Consider the following 12,359-nt stretch of genomic DNA (forward strand, 5'->3'; position numbering starts at 1 on the left):
AAAAACCAGACTAAAATAGTCTGGTTTTTTTAATTCTCGATAAATTCATAGTAAACAAGATCTAAGGCTTGAACCGTAGGCAATACGGATAGTACGGATAGGTCGACTTGAATCAACCATTCGGCTAGCGTGCGATACAAATTATCTTCTAAAGCTTGCTCGATAAAAGGCAGTAGCTGCTCTTCATCGCCTTGTGTTTGATTGACAATTGCATATACTTGATGAAACACACGCATATCTTGAATACGAAAATAACTTTCTTGGTATTTGTAAACAGCTAATTGATACGTACGATCTGGTAATTGAACATTGACAACAAAGAAACACTCGGACACATGTGGCAATACAGACAATAATTCTTTAGGCTTCATCGCTTGTTGAAAAAACATGGTATCCTCTCCTTATCTTCATTATATGAAAAGTATAAAGAAAAGAAACTAAAGTGACTCATTTTGTTGAAATTTTAATCAAAATCGAGCTCGTGATAAAATTCAGTTAAAAATTCATTCATAAATCGTTCACGACGTTGCGCTTCTTTTTTTCCAGTTGGCGTGTTCATTTGATCGATCAGTAGAAAAAGTTTCTCGTAAAAATGATTGATTACTGTCGTTCCTTTACGGTACGTTGCTTTGTCTTGGGTTAAGTTGACTTTGATGTTTTCATCATAGATCGGATGTCCATGACTTCCCCCATAATAAGCCGTTCTTAAAATCCCGTAAGCACCTAAAGCATCTAGTCGATCTGCATCTTGAACAATTTGTCCTTCAATCGATAACTTCTGTTTTACTGTTAAATTTGCTGAAAATGACATGTGTTCAATAATATCAAAAATCAATTGACACTCGTTTTCTGTGGCGACTGTCGTTAAAAAATGACGCAATGATTGCTTTGCTGTATCCACGTCACAAACGACTTTATCATCGATGACATCATGTACATAGGCTGCACTTAATGTGATAAAAGGATCTGCAGTCGGATAGTCTGTTTCTAAAATCACTTTGGCCCAATGTGCTACTCGTGAAACATGAGCATAGTCATGCCCTGTTTGATCTTGTGCTAGCTGTTGTTTTGCGTATTCTTGAACTATAGCAAGTCGATTCATTTAGAAGGCACCTGATACACAGTAAAGTAAAGATCACGCATGTATTCTAGTAAATACTGTGGATTCAAAGGCTCATTTGTTGCATTTAAAATCAATTCATTTGGTTTTTTACTTGCTCCATATTGATGAATGTGTTTTGTTAACCACTGTTTAATCGGTGCATAATCATCAGAAGCTAAGATCGCATCGACATCTAGTTCTTTTTTCATTGCATGGAACAATTGTGCCGCATACATATACCCTAGCGCATAAGATGGGAAATATCCAAAACTACTGCCTGACCAATGAACATCTTGTAAGATTCCTTCAAGATCTGTATCCGGACGGATTCCTAAATATTCTTCATATTTATCGTTCCAAATTTTTGGTAATTCGTCGATAGCTACTTCTTCGTTAAACATCATTTTTTCAATTTCGTATCGAATAATAATGTGCAATGGATACGTCAAACTGTCGGCTTCGATTCTCACTAAACTAGCTTGCGTTTTTTTCAATGCTGCATAAAATTCATCAAATGGAACATCATCAAATGTCCCTTCTGTGCACGTTTGAAATAATGGATACTGTTTTTCCCAAAAAGCACGATTGCTTCCGATAATAATTTCATTAAAAAGCGATTGTGATTCGTGGATTCCCATTGATGCACCTTCATGAGCTGGTGTGTATTCATATTTTTCATCAATGTTTTGTTCATACATGCCATGGCCTGCTTCGTGAATCACACCAAATGTCGCCATCGAAAAATCATGCTCGTTCCATCGTGTCGTGATCCGAACATCACGGTGGTTGATGCCAGTGGCAAATGGATGGATTGTATCATCTAAACGACCACGAGAAAAATCATAGCCCAATTGCGTAATGACATTGCGAATAAATGTTTCTTGTTGCGCTTTTGATACATAGCGAGACAAAATCGTTGTATCCGGTACAGTCCCTTTTTCCTCTAGTGTTTGGCGAATATCCATAATTCCATCACGAAGCGTTGCAAATACTTCGTCTAAAATTTCTGTTGTCATATTCGGTTCATATTGCGTCAACAAGACGTCATAAGGTGTTTTTTCTGTACGACGCCAATAAGGAATCAATTCTTTTGTCAAGCGGATATTTTCAGCTAAAGCTGCTTTAAAGACATCAAAATCGTTTTGTTCACGACTATTTAACCATGCCGTATGCGCCTTTGAAGTTGCTGCCGAATATTGAGCCATCAACTCACTTGGTACGGCATGATTTAGTTCATAGTCCTCTTTCACAAGTCGATAGGCTGCTTGGCCAACTTCAGACAATTCGTTTGGATGAGCTTCAAAATAATCAAGCGCTTCTTTGATTTTTGGCCCTACTTTTTTCTCAAAGTAAATACTAGATAAATAGCCCATCGTTTCACCACGGTACTCACTACTTGCTTCAGGCATTCCTGTTTGAGAATCCCAGTCGATTACCGTCATCGCTTGTTGCAATAAATCTAATTCTTTTAATTCTTGTAAGAAAATTTGTTCATTCATTTTTTACTCATCCTCTCGATTATTCGGTTGGTTTGGCAGGTCTAGGTGGTCGTTTGCCCCAATATTGGAACAAGTCCGTACGTAGAGCACCATTGTATAGTTTACGTTTTTTCGTTGCTTTTTGACCGTAGAACTCTTCAAATAATAAGTCGCTTGTTAAAATATATTTACTCCACGTATCCAATGGTTTAAATGCTTGTCCCATTTCTTTATACAGTTGACGCACAGACTCTTCTTCGCCTAAACGTTCACCATAAGGAGGGTTGGCTACGATCACACCGTATTCTTTATCGGTTTTAAAATCTTTTACAGCTTGTTGTTTGAAGACGATGGAATCGCCTAAGCCAATTTCATCCGCATTCGCTTTTGCAATATCGATCATACGGCCATTGATATCAGATCCCATAATATCTAATTCAATATCGTAGTCTGCTTGTGCTTCTGCTTCTTCGCGCACTTTTGCAAACACCTCTTTATCGACCCAATCCCACGCTTCACAGGCAAAGCTACGATTAAATCCTGGTGCAATATTGTGTCCAATCAATGCAGCTTCAATACATAACGTACCTGATCCACATACTGGATCTACAAACGGACGATCTTTACGCCAATTGGTCAACATCACTAAAGCGGCTGCCATATTTTCTTTTAATGGCGCACCACCTTTATCCAAACGATAGCCGCGTTTAAATAAACTTGGACCTGTCGTATCGAGTGTCACCATCACGTGATCTTTTAATAACGCGACTTCTAATTTAAATAACGCTCCAGTTTCTGCTAATGGCACACTTGTGGGACGATGGTAGTACTCACGTAAGCGATTAACAATGGCTTTTTTCGTGATGGCTTGACAATCTGGTGTACTATATAACGTCGACTTGATCGATTTTCCAGCTACTGGAAATTCTGCATCAAGTGGCAAGAAGTCTTCCCAAGGCAATGCGTTGACTTGTTGGAATAATTCTTCAAACGTCACGGCATCAAATTCACCAACGACAATTTTGATTCGATCGGCCGTACGCAACCATAGATTGGCTTTAGCGATCGTTTCGATTGTTCCTTCAAAACGGGCACGCCCATTTTCTACGGTGCAGTCAATGCCCATATCTCGTAATTCTTTTCCGACTAATGCTTCTAATCCACTTGCTGCTGTTGCGACTAATTGAAATGTTTGATTTGGATTCATTTTTCTCTCCTTAATGATAAAAAAAACCTTCCAATTTGGAAGGATTTCCCTGATTCGTGTGATTTTCTATAAGCCATGTTTTGTCCAGTCAAGTTACAGGGAGCAACTCAACTTGGATAATCATCTATCTGCAATTTCTTGCCTCTTTGGTTCCGTTCTTTATCTTTCCGTTCCAAAAAGCGCCCCGACCATTGTTTGGGTTGCTCGCTCGAGGGGTTTACCGCGTTCCACCGATAAGATTTCTCCGATCGCTTCGTCACTGTGGCACTTTCAAGGGTACTCAAGCATAGCAAATGCCTTAGCTTTTTTTCCTGCCGTTACATTGCTGTACTCTGGCTTATGGTTTCGCCAGACACGAACACTACAAGCATCGCAGCTTGTGCGAGCATGGACTTTCCTCAGCCTACATCTAGTAGACCGCGATTATCTAAAAATCACACTGTTCTCGTTATATTTTATTGACTATCGTTCTAACGATTAAAATTGACGTGTTCGCTCATTGTCATCTTCTAGATCTGCTTGTGTATAATTTGATGTGATAACAGGTTGAACAGGTTCTGTTTTTTCTTCGATTTTGATTTCTTTTACAGCACTAGTATCTTGTTGTAATTTTTTACCAAATACTTCTTTTTCAAGATTTGATAATCGTTTCAAAATATCAAAGTTTGTCACAGTTTGACTTTTTGGTTGTTCACTTACTTGTGCACGTGGTGTTGGTGTTGCTACTGGATTTTTGCTTAATTGTGCGATTTTAGCATGTAAACGATCGTTTTCTTCTTGCAAAGATACGATCTCTTTTGCGTACGTTTCATAGTCTTTGATAATGTTATCTAAAAATTCATCTACTTCGACTGGATCATATCCACGCATTTTGTTTTTAAACTCTTGCTGTAAGATATCTTTCGGAGAATAGATCAAATTTGCCATGTTTACACCTCTTTTAAATTGAATACAATTTCATACTCCCCTATCATATCGAAAATTACTACAGAAATCAAACACATTTAGTCAGAATATGCCGCATTTTGCAAATCATCCATCGTAATATAAAGAATTTCATAAGAATGCTCAAGTTGATAGCGCTTGGCATCGGCTAAAAGATACTGACTTTTCCCGGGATATTCTTCATCGTAAAGAAGAAGACAGCCATTTGTATGCGTCAACAAAAATTGAGTATGATTTTTCAATTGCTGTGGTGACTCATAAGGTTTACGGCTTACCGCATCTACAAAGTCTGCTTGCTCTAAGATCGTTTGAATGACTTGTTGGTTTTTTTCATTCCATTTAGCATAAAACTCAGTATAAGCAGAAATTACGCCCAAAGAGACCTCATATTCTTGTTTTAATTCTAAGATCACCTCAGCCGCCCATACTTCGACACCTAATGCACCTGAAATTAAAAACCAGGTGGCCCCTTCTTCAATTAATTGAATGCAAGAAGATTTTAAACTTTTTTTAATGACTGCAATTTTTGGATCTTTCTCTTGAAAGACCCCGATTTCGTAATTGCGATAACCACTAATCAAGATCGTCTGACTGGTCTGCATCGCCTTCCCCCTTTTCTTTATCTTTTGTTTTTTGGTATACTGTAGTTAGGAGTGTGATTTTATGGTCTTTCATTATCCCAACGGCCAAAAAGCAGTGACTACAACTTCTAGTATACCATCGAAAAAGCGTAAACCCAATTTCGCCAATCGTGGAATGGTCTTAGAAGAAGCAATCAATGCCAGTAACCGTTATTATGCACAACGCAATCTAGCGGTTGTCCATAAAAAACCGACCCCTATCCAAATCGTAACTGTCGATTATCCAAAACGAAGTGCGGCGGTTATCAAAGAAGCCTATTTCAAAGAGGCCTCGACAACAGATTATAATGGGGTGTATCAAGGATATTATTTAGATTTCGAGGCAAAAGAAACAAAAAACAAAACCTCATTTCCATTGCGAAACTTTCATCAGCATCAATTGGATCATATCAAAGCTTGCATCGCCCAAAAAGGGATTTGTTTTGTACTTTTATGGTTTTCTAGTTTACAACGCTGTTTTTTTCTTGATGGAGAAATGTTACTTGAACAATGGGAATCACGAGAGCGACAATCATTGACACTCACATTTTTAGAAGAACAGGGCATCGAGTTAACACTCGGATTTGCACCACAGATCCCTTACCTTCTAGGTGTTGAACAGTATTTACAAACAAAGGAGCAAAACACACATGGCAAATGAGTCACGGACATCACGCCGACAGACAACCAAAGCGTCTCGACCTTCGTCAAGACCGTCTAAACAGACACCTAAAAAAAAGAAACCGAAGAAGCATCTGTTTCGTAACCTGATTTTAGGAGGCGTTTTTACGCTTTGTCTACTTTTTTTGATCGGGATTGGCATTTTTGGATTCTATGCTAAAAACGCCCCCGCCTTAGCGGATAATAAATTAGATGCCACAGTATCTTCTAAATTATACGCAGCTAATGGAGAAAATTTTATCGATATTGGTTCTGAAAATCGCGAAAAAATTTCTGCCAATGAAGTGCCACAATTATTAGAAGATGCTATCGTTTCCATCGAGGATCGTCGTTTTTATAAACATATTGGGATTGATCCTATCCGAATCGTTGGATCGGCTGTAAATAATATTTTTCGTGGAACCAAACAAGGTGGGAGTACTTTGACTCAGCAGTTGATCAAATTATCTTACTTTTCCACGAATGAGTCAGATCAAACCTTAAAACGTAAAGCCCAAGAAGCGTGGCTGTCCATTCAACTTGAGCGTAAAAAATCGAAGCAAGAGATTTTAACGTACTATATCAATAAAGTGTATATGGCTAATGGCTTATACGGGATGGAAACAGCTAGTGAAGCGTATTATGGAAAATCACTTGATAAGCTTTCTTTAGCTCAAACAGCACTTTTAGCTGGACTACCGAATGCACCTTCTTATTATGATCCTTATGTGAATAAAGATGCAGCAAAGCAACGAAGAGATTTAGTTTTAAAAGCGATGCTTGATAATGATAAAATCACACAAGCACAGTATGAAGAAGCAAAAAACACCGATATTTCAGAAGGCTTAAAACCCCTTGATACTGAAAACGATGAATGGAAATATTACGACAACTATATCACAGAAGTCAGCGCAGAAATCAAAGAAAAAACAGGAAAAGACCTCTACACAGATGGCTTAGAAGTCTATACAAACTTAGATTTAGAAGCTCAAAAGAAATTGTATGATATTGCCAATACACAAGAATATGTTGATTATCCAGATGATGAAATGCAAATCGCCTCTACTGTAATCGATGTAGATTCTGGAAAAGTCGTCGCACAACTTGGCGGCCGTAATCGACAGGTCGGCGATCAAAACTTAGCGATCAACACCGCCCGGGACTTTGGTTCTACAGTAAAACCAATTACTGATTATGCACCAGCTTTTGAGCATCTACACTACTCTACTGGCAAATATATTGCCGATGCACCTTATGATTATGAAGGATCAGACGTTGCCGTAAATAACTGGGATAGCTCATATATGGGAAATATCACATTACGTACAGCTCTTTCAGAATCACGTAATGTACCTGCAGCAAAATTATTTATGGATGTTGGTGCTTCGGATGTTGAAAAATTCCTAAAAAGTTTAGATATTCAATATGAAGACTTGACTCAAGCGAATGCTATTTCAAGTAATACAAAGCAAGATGGGACAAAATACGGTGTTTCTAGTCTAAAAATGGCTGCTGCATACGCTGCTTTTGCTAACGGTGGAACCTATTATCCTCCACAATATGTCAATAAGATTGTTTACCAAGACGGGACTGAAGATACCTTTGAAGCAAAAGGAACTCGTGTTATGCAACCTGGAACAGCTTATATGATCACAGATATTTTAAAAGATGTCATTACTGGTCTAGGAAGCAATGCAGCAATCGATGGATTATACCAAGCTGGGAAAACAGGAACATCAAACTATACAGATGATCAATTAGCTAAAGTGGATGCCCCTTACGGACTTTCTGTTTATCCTGATACGACATTCGTCGGTTTTACACCGCATTATTCGATGGCTGTATGGATCGGATATCTTGATCCGTTAACACCCGTAACGAATCTATCGTCACATGTTGCAACAGACGTTTACCGTGAATTGATGAGCTATATCTCCGCTTCATTCGATACACAAGAAGACTTTGCGCAACCAGATGACGTCGTTCGTGTAGGAAATGAACTTTATTTCAAAGATAGTTATAGTACTTCGGTTCAAGCACCAAATAACTCAAAAAACAATACACAGACGAAACAAAGCAGTAAGGACGAAACAGTGTATACAAAAGAATCGACCAAAGAAAGTAGTGCTAGTACAAAAGAATCAAGTTCATCGGCTCCTGAAGTTTCTGCTAGTGTCTCTTCACAAGAAAGTAGTAGCCAAGTTCCAGAAGAAACGACACCAAGTCAATCAGTTACTCCAGAAACACCAGCAAGTAGTGAAGTACCGGCTAGCAGTGAACCTGCGACACCCGTAACACCTCAAAATAATAACGGAAATAACGCAGGGCAAACAGGTAATGGTCAAGCGAATTCACCTCAAACTCCCTAGTGTTCACTAATCTAAAAATGGAGCAGATTTCTCTGCTCCACTTTTTTATTAACTTTCTGACGATCACAATAAAAAGCCTTTCAAACATTAAATGTTTGAGAGGCTTTTTATTTATGAAGTCGTGGATAGTTTTTTTCGCATTCGAAATTTGCCTTCTTGACAGTAAGTTAAAACGGGACAAGTTTCACATTTTGGAGCACGCGCTGTACAATGGTATCGTCCGAAAAAAATCATCGTATGGTGTGTTTTGATCCATAATGATTCAGGGATTTTTTTCATCAGTGTCTCTTCGACTTCTAAAACAGAAGCGTTTAAACGACAAATACGCAATCGCTTACTGATACGCTCAACGTGCGTATCTACTGCAAAAGCAGGTATTCCAAATGCATCAGCCAATACGACATCTGCTGTTTTTCGTCCCACTCCAGCAAGAGACATCAGCTCTTCTCTAGTTTTAGGTACTTGTCCGTCAAAATGATCCAATAATGCTTGGCAACAAGCATAAATATTTTTTGCTTTGTTACGATACAAGCCGATCGAACGGATATAGGGGATGATTTCATCTACCGAAGAAGCAACGACTGCTTCTGGTGTCGGATAACGTTTAAATAAGGCAGGTGTGACTTTGTTGACCGAAATATCTGTAGCTTGGGCACTCAACATTACAGAAATCAAAAGTTCAAATTCATTCGCACATACCAATTCTCCATGTGCATCTGGAAATAACGCAAACATTTCTTCAATCACCACACGTGTCGTTTCCTTGCTAATCATCACTTATTCTCCTTCTAACCAATTATGTAAGGTTACTTTCGGTAACTCTTGTTCACTTTTTTCAGTCCGGGTTTGTTGTTGCAATAAACTACGTTGACGATCTTTTTGGGCAGCTTCTACTTGCTCTTTTGTACGGATATTTTTCTTTTCCCAAGCAAGCAAAATGCGATCAATATAATTTAAGTTGTAGACTTGATTTAAAATCGCTTCTTTCAAAGCCAATTCGACCAACTCAATCGCATAATGATCTTCTTGGAGCCATTGTTTGATCCGCTGGAACTCAATACTTGATAACGGTCGACCAAATTCTTCTTCAAACGTGCGATAAAGTTGACTCATCTGCATACTTTGATTACTTTGCGTCGCCTTTTGGTCTAATTGTGAAGCAAGTTGTTCTAGCTTTTGATACATCAGTTCAAAAGATAATTCATCATTTAATTGACCGTAATCCGAGCGTTTTGCTTGGATACTGATCAGTTGTTTGGTAATCAATTGATTGAGTAATTGATAGACTACTTGAATATCCATTTCTAAATCTTGTGCGACCTCTTTTAAATCTGGAAACGCCTCTCCTTTATGGTAACGCGCATATAATTGAATCCATAACACAAATTCTTCATGCTCCATTCCGATTTTAGGATAATGTTGAATCAATAAATTTGGGACGATCGTTTGTCCCATTTGATAAAATGCGGTCAGTTTCATGAGTTTCCTCCTTCTAACGAAAAGAAAAAGAAGCGATGATCGATCATCGACTTCTTTTCACGTGATTGTAGCTATTCGATTCCACCTACTGAAGCTTTTTGACAGTCTGGACAAAGACCATACACTTCTAAACGATGCTCTTGAATCGTATAACCAGTTAATTTGCTTGCAGCAATCTCGACATCATCTAATTGAGGATATTTGAAGTCTGTAATTTTCCCACATTGGGTACAAATTGCGTGATAATGCGGCGATGTTGTGAAATCAAAGCGGCTCGCACCATCACCATATTTCATTTCTGTGACAAAACCTAATTGACTAAATAATCGTAAATTATTGTATACAGTTGCCACACTCATACCTGGGAAATTCGGCGCAATCGCGCGATAAATCTCTTCTGCTGTTGGGTGGGTATGTTGATGTACTAAGACTTCTAAAATCGCTGTTCGCTGGGGCGTGATACGCACATTGTCATGTTTCAATGCATGAATCGCTTGTTCTAATTTTTCGACCACGAGTCATTCACCCTCTCTTTCTTTTCTATCATACTATGTTTTTCTAGTTTTATCTAGAATTTTGTCAAAACAAAACAAGAGATTAGTGAGAATCTCTCACTAATCTCTTGTTTCGTTTGTCTCATATAATGCAGTAGAAAGATACCGTTCACCGTTATCTGGAATCACGACTAGAACGTTTTTTTCTGCCCCTAACTGTTTCGCGACTCGTAACGCGCCAGCAACTGCTGCTCCAGAAGAAATCCCAATCAATATCCCTTCTTTTGTTGCAACGTCTCGTGCTACTTCCATCGCTTCTTCACTTGAGATGGCGATCACTTCATCCAAAATCGTTTGGTCTAATACTTTAGGCACAAAACCAGTTCCAATTCCTTGGATTTTATGAGGCCCAGGCTCATTTCCCGATAATACTGCTGACTCTTTAGGTTCTACAGCTACGATTTGGATATTCGGAAAAGCTTTTTTCAGTACCTTTGCGCTCCCTGTAATCGTTCCACCGGTACCAACACCTGCCACAAAAGCATCTAAGCCAATTTCTTTAAAATCGCTCACGATCTCAGGACCGGTTGTTTGCTCATGCATGTTAGGATTGGCTTCATTTTCAAATTGTAAAGGCATAAAATAATGATGTTCTTCCGCTAATTCACGTGCTTTTGCAATCGATCCTTTGATTCCTTCACTACCAGGAGTCAAGACGATTTTTGCGCCATAGGCATACATTAATTTGCGTCGTTCGATACTCATCGTATCTGGCATGACCAAAATCACTTGATATCCTTTAGCTGCGCCAATCATCGCTAACCCAATACCTGTGTTACCAGATGTCGGTTCGATAATCGTTCCATTAGGTTTTAAATGCCCCTCTGCTTCAGCTTGTTCAATCATCGCTAGGGCGATTCGATCTTTGACACTACTTCCCGGATTGAATGATTCTAATTTTAAATAAACCGTCGCTTCATTTTCTTGCGTTAATGTTGGCAACGATACAACAGGGGTTTGCCCAACTAATTGTGTAATCGATTCGTAAATACTCATATATTTAGCTCCTTTTTTACTTTTTACCACTGTATCTTATCTAGTCCTTTCTCGGCTAATACTTTTTTTTTATCACAACCTCTTCTTTTCACTATTTAGACGAAAAAACCCCTATAGAATCAGTTCTATAGGGATAGATAAATACATAACTCATTTTATTGTTCGATGCTAGTGACCGCAAAATAGTTGCCATCTGGATCAGCGAAATTGAATACTAGTTGGTTTTCTAACTGGATGAGGTCTCCGACTTCTACTTCAGTTGAGAGGACATTTTGATATAGCGTGTCGATATCTTCTGTAGTAAACATAATCGAAGGTGTACTTGTCACAACACCTGGTGAATGTTCCATGAAAAATTCACGATCATACAAAACAAAGTGCACACCCGAAGCTTCATTTAATGCCAATTCAACTATCGTTGTGCCTTCCATATCTTGACGACTTACTTCTAAAAAACCTAAAGATTGCCAAAATCGTGAAGCGGTTTCGACATCTGATACATATAGCATCAACTGCAAAATATTTGAAAACATATTAAACTCCTTTACTTCTATTCGACTTGTGAATTAAAATTTAATTTAATTCCAGGCTCATCTGTTACGATTTCAGTTACTTCATAAGTCAAACGTTGAACGAGATCAAATAGCGGCGCTACTAAATCATCTGCTTCTTCTTTTGAAATATCTTCGGCTTTTGTAATCTGATGATTGACAATATGATTGACCTGACCTACAGCACCACGTAGCACGAATTCTGGAAAATCAATTGTAAATTCTAAACGAGCTCCGATAATACTATTTTCTTTTGGGTAGTCTTCATCTGGTGGTGTAAGTGGCATAAATCCTACTTGAAGTGAAGTTTCCACTTTTTCTTCCGGATTTTTCATATCAAAATGATATTGTTCCACGATTGGTTTTTGGCGCTTGATTTCCATATAGTCACGTCCTTA

Annotated in this window: 14 protein-coding genes and 1 other RNA gene; 2 read left to right on the forward strand and 13 right to left on the reverse strand. The window is 38.4% G+C overall.

Annotation, left to right across the window (positions count from 1 at the left end):
- Positions 1-29: 29 nt before the first annotated feature.
- The 7 genes from I573_RS08515 to I573_RS08540 form a co-directional block, all read right to left on the reverse strand.
- A complete protein-coding gene (locus I573_RS08515) occupies positions 30-389 on the reverse strand; it encodes a hypothetical protein (protein ID WP_016185420.1) in 360 nt (119 codons plus the stop codon).
- A gap of 74 nt (positions 390-463) precedes the next feature.
- Complete coding sequence (locus I573_RS08520) at positions 464-1,102, reverse strand: HD domain-containing protein (RefSeq protein ID WP_016185419.1); 639 nt, start codon at positions 1,100-1,102, stop codon at positions 464-466.
- Positions 1,099-2,601 (reverse strand): carboxypeptidase M32, encoded by a 1,503-nt coding sequence (locus I573_RS08525; RefSeq protein ID WP_016185418.1) that lies wholly within the window; start codon positions 2,599-2,601, stop codon positions 1,099-1,101. Before I573_RS08525 ends, I573_RS08520 begins: the two co-directional genes overlap by 4 nt.
- A 19-nt stretch (positions 2,602-2,620) precedes the next feature.
- Positions 2,621-3,787, reverse strand: coding sequence for a THUMP domain-containing class I SAM-dependent RNA methyltransferase (locus tag I573_RS08530; protein ID WP_016185417.1), 1,167 nt, complete (start codon positions 3,785-3,787; stop codon positions 2,621-2,623).
- A 64-nt stretch (positions 3,788-3,851) separates the two neighbouring features.
- An RNA gene (rnpB, locus tag I573_RS11415) (RNase P RNA component class B) lies at positions 3,852-4,222 on the reverse strand.
- 42 nt (positions 4,223-4,264) lie between these two features.
- Positions 4,265-4,714 carry a cell division regulator GpsB gene (gene gpsB / locus I573_RS08535; protein ID WP_016185416.1) on the reverse strand — a complete coding sequence of 150 codons (450 nt, stop codon included), beginning with the start codon at positions 4,712-4,714 and terminating at the stop codon, positions 4,265-4,267.
- Between the two features lie 77 nt (positions 4,715-4,791).
- On the reverse strand, positions 4,792-5,334 hold the full coding sequence (locus I573_RS08540) for an SLOG family protein (RefSeq protein ID WP_016185415.1): 543 nt from the start codon (positions 5,332-5,334) through the stop codon (positions 4,792-4,794).
- Positions 5,335-5,395: 61 nt separating this feature from the next.
- Between I573_RS08540 and recU the strand changes: the two genes are divergently transcribed.
- Positions 5,396-6,013, forward strand: coding sequence for a Holliday junction resolvase RecU (gene recU, locus I573_RS08545; RefSeq protein ID WP_016185414.1), 618 nt, complete (start codon positions 5,396-5,398; stop codon positions 6,011-6,013).
- The gene (locus tag I573_RS08550; protein ID WP_016185413.1) at positions 6,003-8,381 is read left to right on the forward strand and encodes a PBP1A family penicillin-binding protein; all 2,379 of its coding nucleotides are present in this window, start codon (positions 6,003-6,005) and stop codon (positions 8,379-8,381) included. Before recU ends, I573_RS08550 begins: the two co-directional genes overlap by 11 nt.
- Positions 8,382-8,492: 111 nt before the next feature.
- Here I573_RS08550 and nth read toward each other — a convergent pair whose 3' ends face one another.
- From nth to I573_RS08580, 6 genes are all read right to left on the reverse strand, one after another.
- Positions 8,493-9,155, reverse strand: coding sequence for an endonuclease III (gene nth / locus I573_RS08555; protein WP_016185412.1), 663 nt, complete (start codon positions 9,153-9,155; stop codon positions 8,493-8,495).
- Positions 9,156-9,158: 3 nt separating this feature from the next.
- Positions 9,159-9,860, reverse strand: a complete 702-nt coding sequence (locus I573_RS08560; protein ID WP_016185411.1) for a DnaD domain-containing protein — start codon at positions 9,858-9,860, stop codon at positions 9,159-9,161.
- A 71-nt stretch (positions 9,861-9,931) separates the two neighbouring features.
- A complete protein-coding gene (locus tag I573_RS08565) occupies positions 9,932-10,375 on the reverse strand; it encodes a Fur family transcriptional regulator (protein ID WP_016185410.1) in 444 nt (147 codons plus the stop codon).
- 99 nt (positions 10,376-10,474) lie between these two features.
- On the reverse strand, positions 10,475-11,410 hold the full coding sequence (gene cysK / locus I573_RS08570) for a cysteine synthase A (RefSeq protein WP_016185409.1): 936 nt from the start codon (positions 11,408-11,410) through the stop codon (positions 10,475-10,477).
- Positions 11,411-11,565: 155 nt separating this feature from the next.
- The gene (locus tag I573_RS08575; protein WP_016185408.1) at positions 11,566-11,943 is read right to left on the reverse strand and encodes a VOC family protein; all 378 of its coding nucleotides are present in this window, start codon (positions 11,941-11,943) and stop codon (positions 11,566-11,568) included.
- A gap of 17 nt (positions 11,944-11,960) precedes the next feature.
- Complete coding sequence (locus I573_RS08580; protein ID WP_016185407.1) at positions 11,961-12,344, reverse strand: DUF1149 family protein; 384 nt, start codon at positions 12,342-12,344, stop codon at positions 11,961-11,963.
- Positions 12,345-12,359: the final 15 nt, after the last annotated feature.

Origin of the sequence: Enterococcus sulfureus ATCC 49903, assembly GCF_000407605.1 — a bacterium.
GTDB classification, from domain to species: Bacteria; Bacillota; Bacilli; order Lactobacillales; family Enterococcaceae; genus Enterococcus_G; species Enterococcus_G sulfureus.